Genomic DNA, 18,704 nt, shown 5'->3' on the forward strand with positions numbered 1-18,704 from the left:
CTTTAAAAGCAATATTTTTGTTTGCACTTTATATAAATTGATATGAATCCCTCTTAATTCTAGGACTAAATTATTGTTTTTTAATCCCATATTAATTCTTTTCTAAAATTCGTCAAAATGAATTTTCAAGATTAGGGAACTATAATGTCGTATTAAAATATATTAAGGGGGAGAAAAATTGGACAATGAAATGAATTATGGAAGTGATTACAAGTTTATTCCAGCAACTTCAATTGAGAGTGGTCACGGCATCGAAGTATTACGTGATTTATTTTGTTACACGATTCAAATCGTCAATATATGCTTTGTTGGAAATCCTAAGACCAATGATTTTGTTTTAGTTGATGCTGGAATGCCTAAATGTGCAAATGAAATTATCTCTATCGCTAAAGATCGATTTGGTTCCAATAGTCGCCCAAAAGCAATTATTTTAACTCACGGGCATTTTGATCATGTTGGGGGAATAATTGAACTCATCAAATATTGGGATGTTCCGGTCTATGCCCATCAAATGGAGATACCGTTCCTGACTGGACAACAAAGCTATCCAGAACCAGACCCTACAGTTGAAGGTGGTATGGTAGCGAAAATGTCTCCTCTGTTCCCAAACGAACCAATTGACTTAGAAAATAATGTAAAAGCGCTACCTACCGATGGAACTGTTCCCCATATGCCAGAGTTTAGATGGATTCATACACCAGGACATACTCCAGGGCATATTTCATTATTCCGAGAAAAAGACCGAACTTTAATTGCTGGGGACGCTTTTGTTACAGTAAAACAGGAGTATCTGTATAAAGTAATAACTCAAGAACAGGAAATAAGCGGTCCACCTCGTTACTTAACAACAGACTGGAAAGCTGCTAAAGAATCCGTCATTAAATTAGAAAAATTAAAGCCTCTAGTCACTGTTACTGGACATGGAATACCAATGTCAGGTGAATTGCTATCAACAAGCCTCAAAACACTCGTTCAAGAATTTGATAAAATTGCTGTACCTGATTACGGAAAATATATAGATAAAAAGATGCATTAAACGCGAAAATACTTTGTTTATTTTTATATTACTGAATCAGAATATGATACAAAATCAAAACACCAAAAGATATTAAGTTTAATATGAAAAAAACTGTACTTAGGCAACCTCTCTATTATAAGAATGGAACTACCCTTTGTGAATAAAGCTCGATATTCCGCCAATACTATCCATAGTATAGGCCTGCTTCTTACCCAGGTTGTACTTCTTACCATTAAAGGGTGATTAAAACGGGTTACGCTATATAAAAGCATAATCCGTTTTTAATGAAATATTTTATTCCATATACGTTTAAACAATGGAGGAAAATGATGAAACATATTGTTGCTTTATTAATTAAATATACAGCGATAACTGCAGTATTACTAATCATACTTAGTATCTTTAAAGGCATTTCAATTCCTAAAGTATTACTAATTTCTCTTTTCCTTACAGGAGCTGCCTATTTAATTGGAGATCTCTTCATTTTACCTAAATACGGAAATATGATTGCTACAATAGCAGATTTAGGCTTAAGCTTTTTTGGAATTTGGTTACTAATATCCTTGTTTACTGATTTAGATGCTACTCGTAATATTGGAGTTTCTTCATTTATAGCTGCTTTAATTATTGGTGGAACAGAAGTTTTCTTCCACATTTATATGAAGAGGCTAGTACTGCATAACGATGATAATTTAAAAAATCACAATCATATTCGCCATGATAAATATGCTATGGAAATGTCAGATGAATATATAGATTCTTCTAAAATAAATAGATCCAAGCTTGATGATACATCTAAAAAATAAAAAAGTGACCAACGCCACTTTTTTATTTTTGTTTATTACGCTTGATCAGAATTTCTTACATGTAATGGAGGTGGAACTACCCATCCCTTTTTCTTACTTAAACGTAGCAGAGTTACACCTGCCTGTGCTTTTTTCATATGAAATTGTCCAAATAACATGCCTACATCTTCTCGAAGACATTTTCCCATTACTTGACTACATGTCACAAGTCCAGCTGCTAATCCTGTAGAAACAGCAGCAGCAATTTCAGCATCATTAATACGTGCTCCAGGAGGAATGTCTTCGATAGATGCAACTGGTCGTTCTGGAGGAGCAGGCGGTAAAGCTACGCCATTCACCTTTAAAAGAGTTTTTAACTCTTCTATTTCCGAATTCATATCATTTTCAATTAAGTTTTCTAAAAACTTCTTCAAATCTTCGTCACCTGTATGATTCATAAATACTTGATGACTGGCAATTGCACCCTGTGCAGCAAGAAGATAACTCCAAATGTCAAATACTTCTCCGTAATGTAAAGGTTCATTTTGAGGATTTCCACTTAATATACCCATTTTTAAATTCCTACCTTTCGAAAATATGATAATAAATATTGATTTCAATATTGAAATCAAATTTTTAAGTATGCTTTTTCCTGCAAAAGATTTTCTACTATGCATGGAAAACACCTTTCCAACACTGCGTGTTTATTGTTTAGGAAAGTAGTTTACAAATTAAATACTCAAAGATTATGAAAGAAGATTATCAATAATCTTTGAGTGAGAATCTGTTTAATATAAGGGTTTTTATTTTTATGAATACACAAAAGAAATTGATTTACATATTTGCTATATTTTATGCCAATTTACTTAGCGGTTAGCTCTACCACCAAGTTGTTGTTCTGCCATTGCTACTAAACGTTTTGTAATTTCACCACCAACAGATCCGTTTGAACGAGCTGTTGTATCTGCACCAAGTTGTACACCAAACTCTTGTGCAATTTCATATTTCATTTGATCAAGAGCTTGTTCAGCGCCTCGAACTAATAATTCATTACGACTTCCACTATTATTGTTTGCCATATTGTTTCACCTCCGATGTTGTTAATATGCTACAAATTATGAAAAAACAATTATCCTTTTTATGGTAATTGTATTATGGATAAAAATTGATTTTTTTCTTAAAGTAGGGCAAAACATATAAGAAAGAATAACTGATATAACATACTTTCATAACAACACTATGTATACTTTCTAATTCCCTTCAGTAAATAAAAGAAAGATTTCTATTTCACCAAGAGATTAAATAAAATTATGTTTTGAGACATAATTCAAAAGGAGATATGAGATGAAAGCTGTAACCTATCAAGGACCAAACCAAGTACAGGTTAAACAAGTGGATGATGCAAAATTAGAAAAAAAAGATGATATTATTGTAAGAATTACTTCAACCGCTATTTGTGGTTCTGATTTACATTTATATCAAGGCAACATGCCCTTACCTCAAGGATACATTATCGGCCATGAACCAATGGGAATCGTTGAAGAAGTCGGGCCAGATGTCACTAGAGTGAAAAAAGGCGATCGTGTTGTCATCCCCTTCAACGTTTCTTGTGGACATTGTTTCTATTGCCAACATGAAATGGAAAGTCAATGTGATAACTCAAACCCTCATTACGATTCTGGTGGATACTTTGGTTATACAGAGAAATTTGGTAATCATCCAGGAGGACAAGCAGAATATTTAAAAGTTCCATTTGGTAATTTCACTCCATTTGTTATACCGGAATCATGCGAACTTGAAGATGAATCCCTACTATTTTTATCAGATGTTTTACCAACAGCCTATTGGAGTGTAATAAACGCAGGCGTTAAGCCAGGTGATACTGTTATCGTCCTTGGTTGTGGACCTGTTGGATTAATGACACAAAAATTCGCTTGGATGCAAGGTGCTAAACGTGTAATTGCAGTGGATTACTTAGATTATCGGATGAATTATGCAAAAAAGATTAACAATGTTGAGGTATTTGAGTTTACAAAATTCCCTGATATGGGAGAACATTTAAAGGAAATTACACATGGCGGTGCTGATGTAGTTATTGATTGTGTGGGGATGGATGGAAAAAAATCGCCTCTAGAATTTCTGGAACAAAAATTGAAATTACAAGGTGGAACTCTCGGTCCTATTCAAATCGCTACGAAAGCCGTAAGAAAATATGGAACGGTTCAAATGACCGGCGTTTATGGTGGCAATTATAACGCCTTTCCACTCGGGGCATTTTGGGTTAGAAATATTAATCTTAAAATGGGACAAGCACCTGTCATTCATTTTATGCCGGAACTATTTGAAAAAATAACAAATAAAGAATTTGATCCAAAAGAGATTATTACACACAAAATCCCCCTTGAAGAAGCGAGCTACGGTTATCAAATTTTTAATAATCGTGAAGATGATTGTATTAAAGTCATTCTGAAGCCTTGAAGCTACAATTCATGATTCTTAATGAAAAGATAAGATTACATTTCGTAATCTTATCTTTTTTTATTAAATGCTAAGTATCTATCCCCCATTTTCATCTTACATCGAAAATAGTTATTTCCAAAAAACTTTTTATTTTGAGGTAATACTTTATTGGTAAAAAAATGAATTACAGTATTAAGTAACCAACTAACGGACACGATAACAATGTTAACTAACTTAAAAGAGGTGTACTTCATGTTTTATTATAAAGAAGAACTGATTAATATTATCAAGCCGGACAAGCCAGATCCAGCTGCCGCAAAAGTTTTACAAGAAATATTAGGTGGGCATTATGGCGAAATGCGTACAATGATGCAATACTTCTTCCAAAGCTCAAATTTTAGAGGTAAAGAGAAGCAATATCGTGATTTACTTCGAGGTGTTTTTTTAGAGGAAATCAGCCATGTAGAACTTGTACAACATACAATTAATCAACTATTAACTGGATCTGGTGAACCTACGCCAGGAAATGCTGGTGTTGACAACGCACCACTTGATGAAGCGGTTAAACATGCAAATCCTCACCACTTTATTGTAGGTGCTCAAAGTTCATTGCCTGTTGATGCAGCTGGCAACCCATGGAATGGATCTTGGGTATATAGTCATGGGAATTTAATTAGCGATTTATTAGATAACGTAGTACTTGAATCTACAGGTGTACTTCAAAAAACTAGAATTTATGAAATGAGTTCCAATCAAACGTTTAGAGAAACACTTGCATTCTTAATTGTACGTGATAATGCACATCAAAATGCTTTCGCAAAAGCTTTAGAGACATTGGGTGTTGAATGGGGGAAACTCTTCCCTGTGCCGAACTATGATATTAATAAATATCCAGAGTGCAGAAAGTATGTAGACATGGGATTCCATAACGCACAATTTAATTTTAGCTTAGATCCAACAAGAATCGGAGAAATATTCCAAGGTGAATCACCAAGTAGAAACAAAGGAACATTAGCAGTAACTGACCCGCCAAAAGGTTTTCCTGTACCAGAACTTCCTGAAATGCCAAATGAGCATAGTCCTGGATTAAAAGATATGGGTCTTTGAGATAATTGTAACCAACTATTTATTAATAGTTGGTTACAAACCTTTACATAGATTCAAGTAAATTTGATTTTAAGAGGAGGATATTCATTTGAGTACAATAAATGATAAACTATCTATTTTTGCTTTAGGTGGTGTTAATGAAATTGGTAAAAATATGTATGTCATACAATATTCAGATGACATTGTAATCATTGATTGTGGTTCTAAGTTTCCCGATGAGAGTTTATTAGGCATAGATTTAATAATACCTGATGTTACATATTTACAAGAAAATAAAGATAAAATTCGAGGTTTAATTGTTACACATGGACACGAAGATCACATTGGAGGTATTCCGTATTTTTTAAAACAATTGAATGTACCAATTTACGCAACAAAATTAACCTTAGGCTTAATCGGCATTAAATTAAAAGAACATAAACTTCAAGATTCGACACAGTTAATTGTTATTGACTCTGATTCTTTAATTGAGTTTGGACAGATCAACCTATCTTTTTTCAAAACAAATCATAGTATTCCCGATTGCCTCGGGATTGCTTTTCATACACCAGAAGGTACAGTAGTCCATACAGGTGATTTTAAATTTGATTTGACTCCCATAAACAATCAATATCCAGACATTCACAAAATGGCTAATATCGGAAGTAACGGGGTTTTAGCTCTCCTCTCAGAAAGTACGAATGCCGAACGTTCTGGATTTACTCCATCAGAACGGTTAGTAGGCGAAAAAATTGAAGAAGCCTTTGTAAAGGCTCACAGAAAAGTTATTATATCTACCTTTGCTTCTAATGTGAATCGTGTACAGCAAATAGTAGATGCCGCTTTAAAAACAAATAGAAAGCTTGCCCTCCTCGGAAGAAGTATGGTGAACGTAGTTTCTGTCGCTTTAGAACAAGGCTATTTGAATATACCTGAAGGAATGTTAATCGAAGCGAATGAGATTAATCAAATGGAACCCGAAAAAGTCGCTATACTTTGCACTGGTAGTCAAGGTGAACCTATGGCTGCCCTGTCTCGATTGTCTAGTGGCAACTATCGACAAGTTGATATTTTACCAGGTGACACAGTCATTTTGTCTGCATCCCCCATACCAGGAAATGAGCGTAATGTTTCACGTATTATAGATAACTTATTTCTATTAGGAGCAAATGTTATTTATGGATCTGGAAGTTCAACAGGAATGCACGTTTCTGGACACGCATATCAAGAGGAATTAAAATTGATGCTTACTTTAATGAAGCCTAAATACTTCATTCCCATACACGGTGAATTTAGAATGTTACATCATCACCGTCAATTGGCAGAGTCTGTTGGTGTCAAGAAAGATAATATTTATGTTATCGGCAATGGAGATGTTGTTGATATTAAAAATCAAACTGCTATTCAAACAAGACGTATAACTGCGGGTAATATATATGTAGATGGATTAGGTATTGGAGATGTTGGAAACGCCTTATTGCGCGATCGCAAACAACTTTCTGAAGATGGTATGCTTGTAATAGTTATAACCTTGAGTAAAACAGAAGAGAAAATAATTTCTGGCCCTGATACAATTTCTCGTGGGTTTGTATATGTTCGGGACTCTGAAGATTTCTTAAATAAAATTAATCAATTAGTTGTAGAAACTGTCAACAGATTACAAAAAGCACATATTAATCAATGGAATGTTCTAAAAAGAGAAATACGAGAATCACTTGGTCACTTTATATACTCACATACAAAAAGAAAACCAATGATCCTCCCTATTATAATTGAAGTGTAAAATGCTTATTTTCTTTAGTCATTAAGTCTTGTCTTACTTATATCTATTAGTATCTAAAACGGCTTTTTCTAAATAAATATCGCACCATCTAACAACTGATATTCATAATTTTAAGAAATCCTATAACTGCTGTTAATGCTAATTCTATTGTTAACGGGGGTGTTTCCCCACATTCTTTCATCTGAAATGCAACTATCGTCAATGGTAATAAAGAGTATCTTATTTTTAGTATAAGCATAATACTATAACTGACCTTTCTATGCAGTAGGCTAAAAAAATACGTCTGCTGCATAGAAACATACTTTAATCAATCTCAATTACATCAAAAAACTTAAAAGTACGCTTATTACAACAAGCATCCGTACAAGTAATCGTCTCCATTAATGGATTAATATCCACTACTGTTATGTAATTTTTATATAAATAACCATCTTTATAATATGTAAGTAAAACCTCTTCCTCACCTAAAAAAGAAGTTAATAGCTTATTTTCAATCATTTCTTTTGCATCTTGCGTTACAATTGGACGCGAGGCTTTCGTTTGCTCCTTTATCATTTCTTTAATAACTGCGAACTGCTCCGGCATACTGGCAAACGGTTGCCACTTTACCATACCTCTTCCTTTTGGCATATTAGCATTCTTCACGATTTGTGCCCTCCTAATAATGTGTTTCTATATCTTGCTGTTGCGACGCTTGTGTAAGAAATCCCACGTAAAATACTGTTCTTACCAAATCGTGTTCGAATTTCGTCCATAACTTTCGTTAATCGTATTTCTTTTTCTCTTTGTATAATGTTATCGAAAAGCGAAATTTGCTCTTCCCCTTCATTAATAAGGTTTGTTAATGAAACACTTACTGATCGAATCGGCTCTCCTGTATGGCGCTCATATAAAAAATATGTACAAACATTATAAATATCCATCGTTAAGTTTGTTGCTCTATTTAACGTATGTGCCTTTTTTATTCCCCCACCGTATTCCCTGCTATATCCAACTGAAAAATGAATTGTTTGCGCGCATTTCTTTTCTCGTCTCAATCTATAACAAACTTCTTCTATATGCTCTAATAAAATAACTATGAACTCTTCTACCGAATAATCACGCAATAATATTTGGCTTTTCGCTATAGATGTTGTCGCTGGAACATATTTTTCTGCTATTCTACTAAAATCAATTCCGTTACTATGTAGATGTAATTCTTCTCCTATTACACCGAATGATTGCTTTAAATATTTCAAAGGATACTGAGCTAATTCTCCAATGGTATGTATACCTTTTCGATTCAATTTCATTTCTGTTTTATACGATATACCCCAAAATTTACTGAGCGGTCTAATACTCCATAACTTCTCGGGTATATCGTCATACGTCCACTGCGCTATTCCATCCCTATTCTTTTTCGCTTCCACATCCATCGCTACTTTACTTAATAATAAATTCGGCCCAATACCAATCGTACTTTCAATCCTTGTACGTTCATATATTTCTCGCTTAAACTTTAATGCGAATTCGCGCGGATTACTGGCAAACAAATGAATACTTGCAGTCATATCCATAAAAAATTCATCGATACTATATTGATGAAAATCTTCCGGTGCGACATATTGCAAAGCCAAACCCGTTATGAAAGTTGAACACTTCATATACGTATGCATAATTGGATTCACAATAATAATATCTGGTCGCTTCGGTATTTCGTAAAAACGAGTCATCTTCTTTATTCCTAACGCTTTTAATGGCGGTGTTGCTGCTAATACAATTGATCCGCTCTGATTCACATCCCCTACGACAGCCAATTTTGTATATCTTGGATCAAGTCCTTTTTTAATACATGATACGCTTGCATAAAAGCTACGAAGGTCTACACAAAGAATAATACGATTCGGTAAAAGAGAATAATCATACAAGGTTATCACTCCTAACGGAAGAACGTTTGTTCTTATTATATACGAACTTACGTTCTTTTAAAAGGTATTTCTATGAAAATTTTGGTTAAAATGACCGGGCTTTAAAAATCTAAAAACACTTAAGAGCCCTACAATATTCAAATACTGTTTTCACCATTAGGAGATGACACTGTATTTAGTTCTAAAAAATCTCACTCAATGCATACTACATATAATTAAGAATGATATTTACGCGCTATCAATCACGGTTGGAAAAACTCTGTATACAAAACAGCTAGAATTTCAAGTAACTGATGAACATAAAAAATACTAAAATTCATTTCAGCTTTCATGTCTCTAATTCATATATTCTTCTAAATTTATTTTCAGCAAAATCTCCTATAGCACCTGTGCCAAGATTCATCTGCATAACTAGTTACATTCTCCTTTTTGCTATTATTAATAGCTTAGTAATAAAAGCTGTTAAACAGCAAAGGTGCGAAGTCTTAAATTAGACTTCGCACCTTATACAAATTTATAATCAGTGACGATACAAACACGACTACAATAATATATACATAATAATCACTCATTATATCTGTTACTTCTTTAATCGGCTGGAGAGAATACAATATATAAACCAATCCTTTTACTTAGCCATCTCTCATTATCGGATTGATTGTTTCTAGATACTTAATTCCCTCTATACTAATTTTAATCGGTAATCTATTCCGATTAAAATTACAAATGATAAATGTATCCAGTTTTCCTTTTTGCCTACTTGCTAAATTCAGCAATTAAAACGTTTTTAAAAGACTCTGGATTATTAATCTTAAAACTGTTCGAATTGACGGCCAATGTATGTTTGCCTCCAAGTGTTCCACCAGCAAAAGTGGAAAACCCTAGAACGCCACCTCTGTGTCCCCATACCGAGACACCATTCGGAAGCTTAATTTCAAGGATTCCAAGACCATATCCGGTTCCCTCTCTATTTGTAGGAACTGTAGTAAGCATTTGTTTTAACTGCTGTTCCTTCAGTAATTTACCACCTAGTAAGTAAGAGAAGAATTTGTTTAAATCGTCAGCAGTAGAAATCATATCTCCATCCGAGCTACCTGGGTTAATATAAGTAACGTCTTTTAGCTCACTCGCTCCGTCTAGTTGCAAATAGCCACGGGCATGCTTGGTGCCTGGAATCACACTTGAATTACCAGGTAGAAATGTATTTGACAAATCAAGCGGTTCAATAATTCGGTTTTCAACCTCTTCCGCATAACTGTTGCCAGTTACTTTTTCAATAAGAATCCCCAGTAATACGTAACCTGTGTTTGAATAAGACCAACCCTTTCCTGGTGCAAAATCTGGGGGAAGAGAAATCCCCATTTTGACGAATTCTTCAGCCGTATACGATTTTTTTGTATCCATAATATCGAAGTCTTTTGAATTTATATAATCAGCAATACCACTTGTATGATTCAATATTTGACGGATAGTAATCTGGTTACCATCATATCCGTTTCCTTGAATAACGCCAGGTAACCATTTTTCAATGGAGTCGTCTAGATTCAAACGGTTCTCTCCAGATAATTGAAGTAGAACTGTTGCAATGAACGTTTTCGTCACACTGCCAATGCGAAAGCGAAAATCTGCTTTCATTGGTTTCTTAGTTCTCAGATCCGCTATCCCAGCGGTATAACTCCAAGTTTTACCACCCTTAGAAATTTGAGCGAGTATTCCCGGGTATCCAAGTTGCAGTTCATCTCGTATTGCTTTCTTAACGGAAGTACGATCGCTTTGCGTACTTGTTTGTAACGAACTAGATACATTTTGCGTAGGTTCTGCTTTTACAACTGATGTTGGTGTTATGTATAACAGGGAACTTCCACCTATTAAAAGTGCTAGACTTGCACATGTAATTTTACTGCGTGTTTTCATAAAGAATTCCTCTCTTCTATTAAAATTGTATAGATAGTTGATAGAAGTGTCATATACGAACCACACAGCTATCCATTCTCCAAATGATGAAAAGGCAACAATGCATTTGCAATCATTGTACTCATTATTTTCACAAAACACTCTTGTTACTGATTGTTTGTTTTATATGTAGGCCGTAATTGTTCCCCCCTTCACGCCTCCTTATATTTTTATCCTACACAATGAAAATCTCTTTTTTCTTACCTATTCCTTACAAATTCCTTACATTCAAAATCACTTGTACACTAGGGTTGAAGTAGCATCTGTGCCCGAAAGCGCAAAAAACACCGATGCTTTTCGCTTCAGTGTTTTTTGCGCTTTACATATTGAAGATTCATTTTACTCTTAACAGGCTAAATTGCTGATTTTTTCTAATACGATTATTCTTCTTACTATATAAAACAAATTTCATAGTATTATATGAAACACTTCTCAAGTTGTCATTAAGGCACATTATTCTAAATTTATTAATGTAGTTGAGATGGACTCACTTTTTGAATTTGAACGAGTATATCAAACGCTTTACCTAATGATATATCAATAGTTTTTGGTATATCAGGCCCTTCGGTAGTTATTCCAGCGAAAATTGGATGTTGTTCGTTTAACCAAGTTTTTGTCACGCCGTTCGCCTTACGTAAATCAATAAAAAATTGATCTTTTTTCACCTGTCCAAAAATGTAGTTATAACTGTTTGGATCATCCGATTTTAATGTTCCGTATGGGCCGAATTCACCATTGCTATTCTTGACATTGTATTGTCCTTCATAAACTGACGTTCCAATAGATACGTACCGTTTTCCGTAATATTCTGCTAAATGCTGCCCAGCTACTTTAGGGTATATAAAAGAAAGCATATTTGTTTTCGAAACGTGTCCATTATGTCCCCATACAATGGTTTTTCCTAAATGTTCTTCGGTCCACTTCGCATTTTCATACATTGCAATATCATGTTTCAAATAAAAATCCGATGGTTTATCAGGAGGTGACGCTAACATTGTAGTAAACTGTTCAATAATACGAGCATTTTGTTTTATCCATGCAAACTCTTTAGATTTTCCATTTAAATAACTTTTATTTTCTTCTAATAAAGCACTAATTTGTTTAGCATCTGAAATATACTTTTCTTTTTCTTCTTTCGTAAGGCTTTCAAAAGCATTCATATCCTTTGTTACAGGAATAAGACCTTTTATCTGCTCTTCTACTCTAGGCAATAGTTTTGAATTGTTCGCTTTAATATATTCTATTATATTATTATAAACATTCTCGTTTACTGATTGAATGTCCATCCCGATGATACGTACTTTAGATTTATGTTTTGGATTAGCATTATATTGCCGAATCCAATCAAGTAAATCTAGCATTTCTTTCGTCTTAAATACAGGTGTTAGATGTTGGCTTGGGTTTCCCTTACCAGTAAGAACATATCGATCAAGTTCCAAGGCCCTGTCCCATCCCTCTTCTAAAACTAGATTGGTAAAGCCCTTTTCAGATACTAAATAATTAACAATACGGTGTTTCATCGTAAAAACTTCATGAGCCCCATGCGTAGCTTCACCTAGACCTACAATTGAAGCTGAACCTACCATATTCTTAAGTGGTTTCAAATCATTAAGAGGTGCAGTTGGATTAGTTGTTTTTAAAGGCTTTGCATGTGCCTCTAACCATTTTGCTATTTGATTTGTATTGTAGGGAGCTGTAACAGAAACCTTTGTTTTCGAATCTGCATAAGTATTTCCTACAAAATGAGTCATTGTTATAGCAGAAGCAACAATTGCAATAATTATTTTCTTTTTCATAAAAAACCTCCTGAAATATTTACTTATAGCTTTTTGACATACTCTGCCAACTTCCATTTAAAACATTCATTTTCTTATTACTGTTCAGATACATTTATTCTAGTTCCTAAAGCTCACTTATTTCTTAATAGGTTCTTAAGAAATTCTTAATTCACTTATACGAATATAAAACTACATAAGCTTCAATCCATTGTAGTGTAAACTCCTCATTTCATAACATCATAATGTATAGATATTCGTTATAAATGATGTTATCTAAAGTATTCAATTTCAGTATGTATTATTAACGTAGTTAATATATGGTTAATATGAAGTTCCAAATTTTGATTGTTTGTAGTCTCTTTATCATAGAGTTAATTTAGGGGTTATTTTTTGTTCACTTCATTTTTTTCGGCACTCTGTATCTAGACAGTATACGCATTGGCCACAGTTAGACTATTTCAAATCAAAAAAATAGATTACCTGTACACTAAAAAGTATAGCGCACAGATAATCTAGTTGTTTTTGAGATTAATAAAAGACTAATTTATTTTTTGAATTCTTCCATCAATAATAGACTGAATTGGTTCTTTTGATTTTTTTATATAATCTACTAATGCTTCAAAATCAGTTGGTCCTGTTTCAGCATCTTTACCGTTTTTAAAGGATACAAATCCATCTCCACCTGAAGCTAGAAATGCGTTAGCAACGACGCTGTAAGTTTTAGATGGAGTAATTTCTTCTCCATTTGTTAAGCGAATACTTGTTACTTTTTCTCCATTAGGCTTGTTCGCATCCCAAGTGTATTGGATCCCTGAAATTTGAAGCATTCTTGTTATATCTTTTTGCCATTGTTGATTTAAAATATCACGAATGTCTTGACCTGTTAAATTTACTTTTATTAATTGATTTCCGAATGGTTGAATACCATATATCTCTCCCCATGTAATATCACCAGCATCTAAGTCATTACGAATACCACCAGGATTCATAAGTGCGATTTGGGATTGCATTGTTGCACGCTGGGCATCAGCAACCAAATTTCCCAGAGTAGATTCACCAGCCGTATTGAGTTTGCGATCTAGTGGAGCAATAGACTTACCTACAACTTCATTAACAAGAGGTGCAATTTTTGCTTGATATTTCTCCATCTTCTTCTTTATTTTTTTATCAGGCTCCATGCCTTCATGGTAAGTTGTAACAATTTCTGCTTTTTTCTCAACAATATCTTGTGTCTTACGATCAATCTTTACATCAACATCAGCAAAAGCCATACCATATGAATTTGCTTGTACGACAAGTTTATTATTAACAGTTCCATTTACATAAGTGTGGCTATGCCCACCAAAAATAACATCGACTTCCGGATCAGTCTCATTTGCTAATCGGACGATATCACCATTTGTTACGCCGTTCCCATCTGTTATACCTCCGTTATGCGCAAGAACAACGATAGATTTAACGCCTAGTTTTTTTAATTGCTTTACGGATTTGTTAATAGCTTCAACTTCATCTGTAATTTCTACATTCTTTAGCATAGTAGGCATAACAAGGTTAGGAACATCTGTTGTCACGACTCCAATAAAGCCAACTGGAACTCCTTGTACCTTTTTTATAGTGAATGGTGGTAAAAATAAACGACCGGTGGATTTATTATAGAAATTCGCAGCAACATATGGGAATTTTGCTCCTTTAAAATTACCTGTTTTCTCATGGTATCCACCATAAATAAGACGATGCATTTCCTCAACACCTTCATCAAATTCATGATTTCCTATCGTTCCAACATCGAATTTCAAATCATTTAGAAATTCAATTGTAGGTTCGTCTTGTAATAATGCTGAAACAGGAGTACTTGCTCCAACAACATCTCCAGCATGTACCTTTAATGTATTTGGATTTTGTTTTTCACGATCACGTAAATAAGCCCCTAAGTACTCAATTCCCCCTGCATCTTTATTGTTAATTTTTTTTACAGTGTCTAGTTGCCCATGAAAATCGTTAATACCGAGCATTTGTACATCTATGTAGCGGTTTTGTTCTGTACTCGCTTGGATTGAAGGCGCAGCAAATACACTAGTAAAAGTAACTGTACTTAATGCTAAAGCAACTGGAATGATTTTTTTCAACATAAAATTTCTCTCCCCTAATTAAAATCTGACATAATACGATGTTATTTTAATATATTAAGAGAATTATTTCCATAAAAATTCTACCAATTATAAAAATTAATAAGATTTTATTGTTTTCTGACAAGATATTTCTTCCTCAAAAAAATGTACATTTCTTTGTTTTGAGGATTATTCAAAACATTATCTTGCTAGTAATATAACAATACTTCTAAGAAATCTAAAAAACTCTAATCAATATATTTTAGCTGTTAAGAAGAGTATTCAATCCAAAATTAATAGGGATTTATCAACCTAACATCTCAATATCACCATTTAAAAAGATGCTCCTGGATTTATCCAAGAGCATCTTTTATAAAGCTTTATTTTTTACTTGTTTATAATTTATCAATTAACAATTATATAGTTGTAATCAGTCATTTAAAAATAATAGGAGTGCTTCATTAAATTCTTTAGCATGAGTTGCGTTTAACCCATGAGGACCGCCTTTTATTAAGGCTACTTTAGAATTAGGAATTGCTTCATGTGTTAATTTCCCACTATATTCATATGGTACAGTTGCATCTGAATCACCGTGAATAATAAGAGTAGGTATATTAAACTTCTCCAAGTCTTTTCTAAAATCTGTCTTACTAAAGGCGGTAATACAATCAAGTGTTCCTTTAGGTGATGCACTGGCTGCAATATCCCAATTATATAAACGGAATGGCTCACTAACTAAATCTGTTCGATTACCAGCCGCGAAAAATCCCTTAGTAAATTCATCAAGAAATGCGAGGCGGTCATTTATCACACCACTTTTGAATGCTTCAATTGTAGCATCATCTAATGCCCCTTCAGGATGATCCTCTGATTTGTATAAATATGGAGGTACCGCTCCAGCAAAAACAGCCTTTTCAATACGATCTGTTCCATACGTACTAATATACCGGGCTACCTCGCCTCCACCCATAGAAAAACCAACAAGTGTGACATTTTGAAGCTCTAAATGTTCTAATAGTTGATGTAAATCAGAAGTAAAGGTATCATATTCATACCCTTCCCACGGCTGAGATGATTTTCCAAACCCTCGACGATCATACGTTATAACTCTGTATCCAGCCTCAACAAGAGCTGGAACTTGGTATTCCCAAGATCGACCGCTTAACGGCCAACCATGAATTAGTACAACTGGTTTTCCTGTGCCCTGATCCTCATAATATATCTCAATTGGTGCTTGATTTTCGGTTCCCACAGTAATTTTAGCCATGCTTCTACCTCCAAAAAGTATTCTAATATGTATCCTTTTCTTCAATAATCCGGATGAATCTCACAATCTATTCATGCACGTTTATGTTGTGAACTCTAAGTATGAAACTCTATTGTTCCAATGCATTCATTTTCTCCTTTTGGAACAATCCCCCCTCTAATACCTTTTGCATCATAAAATAATTACTGAACATTACTCCTATTCAATTGTAATAACAAAAATAGGTGACTATCAATATCGTTCTATCTATAGGATGTATAGGTAAAACCAATCTATTTTATAGTGAAAACAACTATAGTTACGACCTATACGAATTATAGATAATTTAGAATTGATTAACGAATCAGTTTTCAAATACTATAAATTTGTATAGCACTTCATGTTCTGTGAATGCTGCTATAACCAATATTATTGGTCAGCTTAGTTATAAACGAAGAAACTTATGATAGTATCCGACTATTTAAACTTTCTTCGATTACTTAATTTTTAGGAGGAATACATAATGACTGATCTCTATTCTCGTATTAACAAAGATGATGCTGTTGTGCTTTTAGTAGATCATCAAACTGGTCTTATGTCCGGACTAGTACGTGACTATGGTGTTGATGAATTCAAGAACAATGTTTTAGCTCTTGCTCATACTGCTAAGTTTTTTAATTTACCAGTTATTTTAACAACAAGTTTTGAAAACGGGCCCAACGGGCCTTTAATGCAAGAATTGGTTGATCTCTTTCCTCATGCACCAAAAATAGCTCGACCTGGACAAATTAACGCATGGGATAATGATGATTTTGTAAAAGCAATCGAAGAAACTGGAAAAAAACAACTTATCATCGCAGGCGTAGTTACGGACGTTTGTGTTGCTTTCCCGGCACTTTCCGCTATAAAAGCTGGATATGAAGTATTTGCTGTTACTGATGCTTCAGGAACTTTCAGTAAACAAGTTGCAGATGCTGCCAATACACGTATGGCACATAGTGGTGTGCAACTTATGAACTGGTTTAGCGTAGCTTGCGAATTACAACGCGATTGGCGCAACGATGTCGAAGGTTTTGGCAATTTGCTTGCTAGCAATCTTCCAGGCTATCAAAATATAATTGGAAGCTATATGGGCGCGCAGCGAGATCTTAGTAAACAAAATGCATAATAGCTTTTCTTTCAAAAAACTAGATAGTATACATTTAGTGCTGATTAAATCAGCACTCTCTTTTAAATTAAAAGGTATAGCAAATATTTTATTTTTACGATTACAGGTTTAATTAACAGAAAATATATTTTTTCAATAATATTAATTTTAAACAATTAAAAAAGGAGCTGTTTATTATGAGTAATTTAGAATTGTTAAATCCGGAGAACAGTGCATTAATTTTAATTGATTTTCAACCTCAAATGACTTTTGGAGTTGCAAGTATTGATAGACAAACATTGATTAATAACGTTATGCTGCTTGCTAAATCAGCAAAAACTTTTAACGTACCTACTATTCTTACTACAGTTGAAACACGCAGCTTTTCTGGTTATTTTTGGCCACAAATTCTTGATATATTCTCAAACCATGAAATTATAGAACGTAGTTCAATGAACTCTTGGGAAGATCCGAAATTTGTTGAGGCAGTTAAAGCAACCGGTAGAAAGAAATTAATATTTGCAGCACTTTGGACTGAAGTTTGCCTTGCATTCCCTGTGCTTGAAGCAATTAAAGCTGGCTATGAGGTATATGCAGTTGATGATGCTTCAGGTGGTACTAGTTTGACAGCACATAACGCTGCTATGCGTCGTGTAGAACAAGCTGGTGCAATTCCAGTGACAGCAATTCAAGTTTTACTTGAATACCAACGTGACTGGGCACACAAGGACACTTATGATGCTGTAATGGAGATTGTAAAGGAACACACTGGTGCTTATGGTCAAGGTGTAGAATACGCATATACTATGGTGCATGGCGCGCTTCCAAGCAGGAAAATATGAAACAAGAAGGAGTAGCTGTCGAAGAGACTTATACAGGGAACACGATGGATGCTGGCAATCCAGTAACAACGATTGTTACATGGGAAATTCAAGAAGGTAGAGAAAAACAGTTTGAAACATGGAGACATGAAATTGAGGCTGCGGCTACTAAATTCCCAGGACATTTAGGTGTAAATCTAATAGTCCCAAGTAACGAATCCAGAGAGTACACTGTTATTTTTCGCTTTGATACGTATGAGCATCTACGTGCTTGGCAAGAATCAGATGTTCGCCGGGATTTGTTAAAAACGGCCGAGCAATTTCAAGCCACTAATCCAACTTACAAAACTGAAAGCAGTTTGGCTTATTGGTTTGTTACTCCGAAAACGCCAGTTCCACCTCCAAAATGGAAAATGTCTATCGTTACCCTTCTGGGTGTATGGCCTCTTAGCATGTTAGTTCCTAAAGTGATAGGACCTATTATAAAACATATGAATCCTATTATGTCAGCTTTTTTTGTTTCTGTATGTATAGTGTCCTTGCTATCATGGGTAGTCATGCCAATTTTCGGTAAATTATTTCATCCATGGTTACAAAATAATAGAAAGTAGA

The 18,704-nt window shown here is 34.2% G+C and carries 16 protein-coding genes; 8 read left to right on the forward strand and 8 right to left on the reverse strand.

Annotated elements, in window-relative coordinates; all coding sequences use genetic code 11:
* Positions 1 to 178: 178 nt before the first annotated feature.
* Positions 179 to 1,036, forward strand: a complete 858-nt coding sequence (locus QCI81_RS02510; RefSeq protein ID WP_071731981.1) for an MBL fold metallo-hydrolase — start codon at positions 179 to 181, stop codon at positions 1,034 to 1,036.
* Positions 1,037 to 1,347: 311 nt separating this feature from the next.
* Positions 1,348 to 1,824, forward strand: coding sequence for a YndM family protein (locus QCI81_RS02515; RefSeq protein ID WP_069355872.1), 477 nt, complete (start codon positions 1,348 to 1,350; stop codon positions 1,822 to 1,824).
* A 35-nt stretch (positions 1,825 to 1,859) separates the two neighbouring features.
* Here QCI81_RS02515 and QCI81_RS02520 read toward each other — a convergent pair whose 3' ends face one another.
* Positions 1,860 to 2,375 (reverse strand): DUF3231 family protein, encoded by a 516-nt coding sequence (locus QCI81_RS02520; protein WP_071732056.1) that lies wholly within the window; start codon positions 2,373 to 2,375, stop codon positions 1,860 to 1,862.
* 294 nt (positions 2,376 to 2,669) lie between these two features.
* Positions 2,670 to 2,882, reverse strand: coding sequence for a small acid-soluble spore protein, SasP family (sasP, locus tag QCI81_RS02525; RefSeq protein ID WP_000002841.1), 213 nt, complete (start codon positions 2,880 to 2,882; stop codon positions 2,670 to 2,672).
* Positions 2,883 to 3,147: 265 nt separating this feature from the next.
* Here sasP and QCI81_RS02530 point away from each other — a divergent pair, with 265 nt between their 5' ends.
* The 3 genes from QCI81_RS02530 (at position 3,148) to QCI81_RS02540 (ending at position 7,132) form a co-directional block, all read left to right on the forward strand.
* A complete protein-coding gene (locus QCI81_RS02530) occupies positions 3,148 to 4,281 on the forward strand; it encodes a zinc-dependent alcohol dehydrogenase (protein ID WP_071731980.1) in 1,134 nt (377 codons plus the stop codon).
* 234 nt (positions 4,282 to 4,515) lie between these two features.
* Positions 4,516 to 5,370 (forward strand): manganese catalase family protein, encoded by an 855-nt coding sequence (locus QCI81_RS02535; protein WP_000500355.1) that lies wholly within the window; start codon positions 4,516 to 4,518, stop codon positions 5,368 to 5,370.
* Between the two features lie 88 nt (positions 5,371 to 5,458).
* On the forward strand, positions 5,459 to 7,132 hold the full coding sequence (locus tag QCI81_RS02540; protein ID WP_053564082.1) for a ribonuclease J: 1,674 nt from the start codon (positions 5,459 to 5,461) through the stop codon (positions 7,130 to 7,132).
* A 303-nt stretch (positions 7,133 to 7,435) separates the two neighbouring features.
* On the opposite strand, the gene QCI81_RS02545 is transcribed toward QCI81_RS02540, so the two are convergent.
* From QCI81_RS02545 to QCI81_RS02570, 6 genes are all read right to left on the reverse strand, one after another.
* Positions 7,436 to 7,777 carry a YolD-like family protein gene (locus QCI81_RS02545; RefSeq protein ID WP_053564081.1) on the reverse strand — a complete coding sequence of 114 codons (342 nt, stop codon included), beginning with the start codon at positions 7,775 to 7,777 and terminating at the stop codon, positions 7,436 to 7,438.
* Positions 7,774 to 9,039, reverse strand: coding sequence for a Y-family DNA polymerase (locus QCI81_RS02550; protein WP_071731979.1), 1,266 nt, complete (start codon positions 9,037 to 9,039; stop codon positions 7,774 to 7,776). The genes QCI81_RS02545 and QCI81_RS02550 overlap by 4 nt, the downstream gene beginning before the upstream one ends.
* Positions 9,040 to 9,795: 756 nt before the next feature.
* Complete coding sequence (locus QCI81_RS02555; protein ID WP_071731978.1) at positions 9,796 to 10,953, reverse strand: serine hydrolase domain-containing protein; 1,158 nt, start codon at positions 10,951 to 10,953, stop codon at positions 9,796 to 9,798.
* A 506-nt stretch (positions 10,954 to 11,459) separates the two neighbouring features.
* On the reverse strand, positions 11,460 to 12,788 hold the full coding sequence (locus QCI81_RS02560) for an erythromycin esterase family protein (protein WP_000726839.1): 1,329 nt from the start codon (positions 12,786 to 12,788) through the stop codon (positions 11,460 to 11,462).
* Between the two features lie 521 nt (positions 12,789 to 13,309).
* Complete coding sequence (locus QCI81_RS02565; protein WP_000913775.1) at positions 13,310 to 14,899, reverse strand: bifunctional metallophosphatase/5'-nucleotidase; 1,590 nt, start codon at positions 14,897 to 14,899, stop codon at positions 13,310 to 13,312.
* A gap of 409 nt (positions 14,900 to 15,308) precedes the next feature.
* Positions 15,309 to 16,145: a bromoperoxidase gene (locus QCI81_RS02570; protein WP_071731977.1), complete on the reverse strand. Its 837-nt coding sequence runs from the start codon at positions 16,143 to 16,145 to the stop codon at positions 15,309 to 15,311.
* A gap of 502 nt (positions 16,146 to 16,647) precedes the next feature.
* Here QCI81_RS02570 and ycaC point away from each other — a divergent pair.
* The 3 genes from ycaC (at position 16,648) to QCI81_RS02585 (ending at position 18,703) form a co-directional block, all read left to right on the forward strand.
* A complete protein-coding gene (gene ycaC, locus QCI81_RS02575) occupies positions 16,648 to 17,292 on the forward strand; it encodes an isochorismate family cysteine hydrolase YcaC (RefSeq protein WP_081366436.1) in 645 nt (214 codons plus the stop codon).
* A 176-nt stretch (positions 17,293 to 17,468) separates the two neighbouring features.
* Positions 17,469 to 18,113, forward strand: coding sequence for a hydrolase (locus QCI81_RS02580; RefSeq protein WP_071731975.1), 645 nt, complete (start codon positions 17,469 to 17,471; stop codon positions 18,111 to 18,113).
* The gene (locus QCI81_RS02585; protein ID WP_000806856.1) at positions 18,110 to 18,703 is read left to right on the forward strand and encodes an antibiotic biosynthesis monooxygenase; all 594 of its coding nucleotides are present in this window, start codon (positions 18,110 to 18,112) and stop codon (positions 18,701 to 18,703) included. Before QCI81_RS02580 ends, QCI81_RS02585 begins: the two co-directional genes overlap by 4 nt.
* The last annotated feature ends 1 nt before the right edge of the window (position 18,704 follow it).

This window comes from Bacillus cereus group sp. MG20 (assembly GCF_040459885.1).
GTDB classification, from domain to species: Bacteria; Bacillota; Bacilli; order Bacillales; family Bacillaceae_G; genus Bacillus_A; species Bacillus_A cereus.

What these genes read in the sequence shown, in the direction of transcription:
- QCI81_RS02515 (WP_069355872.1), top strand. Translation starts at nt 1,348, where the DNA reads ATGAAACATATTGTTGCTTTATTAATTAAATATACAGCGATAACTGCA.
- QCI81_RS02520 (WP_071732056.1), bottom strand. Translation starts at nt 2,375, where the DNA reads ATGGGTATATTAAGTGGAAATCCTCAAAATGAACCTTTACATTACGGA.
- sasP (WP_000002841.1), bottom strand. Translation starts at nt 2,882, where the DNA reads ATGGCAAACAATAATAGTGGAAGTCGTAATGAATTATTAGTTCGAGGC.
- QCI81_RS02530 (WP_071731980.1), top strand. Translation starts at nt 3,148, where the DNA reads ATGAAAGCTGTAACCTATCAAGGACCAAACCAAGTACAGGTTAAACAA.
- QCI81_RS02535 (WP_000500355.1), top strand. Translation starts at nt 4,516, where the DNA reads ATGTTTTATTATAAAGAAGAACTGATTAATATTATCAAGCCGGACAAG.
- QCI81_RS02555 (WP_071731978.1), bottom strand. Translation starts at nt 10,953, where the DNA reads ATGAAAACACGCAGTAAAATTACATGTGCAAGTCTAGCACTTTTAATA.
- QCI81_RS02560 (WP_000726839.1), bottom strand. Translation starts at nt 12,788, where the DNA reads ATGAAAAAGAAAATAATTATTGCAATTGTTGCTTCTGCTATAACAATG.
- QCI81_RS02565 (WP_000913775.1), bottom strand. Translation starts at nt 14,899, where the DNA reads ATGTTGAAAAAAATCATTCCAGTTGCTTTAGCATTAAGTACAGTTACT.
- QCI81_RS02570 (WP_071731977.1), bottom strand. Translation starts at nt 16,145, where the DNA reads ATGGCTAAAATTACTGTGGGAACCGAAAATCAAGCACCAATTGAGATA.
- ycaC (WP_081366436.1), top strand. Translation starts at nt 16,648, where the DNA reads ATGACTGATCTCTATTCTCGTATTAACAAAGATGATGCTGTTGTGCTT.
- QCI81_RS02580 (WP_071731975.1), top strand. Translation starts at nt 17,469, where the DNA reads ATGAGTAATTTAGAATTGTTAAATCCGGAGAACAGTGCATTAATTTTA.
- QCI81_RS02585 (WP_000806856.1), top strand. Translation starts at nt 18,110, where the DNA reads ATGAAACAAGAAGGAGTAGCTGTCGAAGAGACTTATACAGGGAACACG.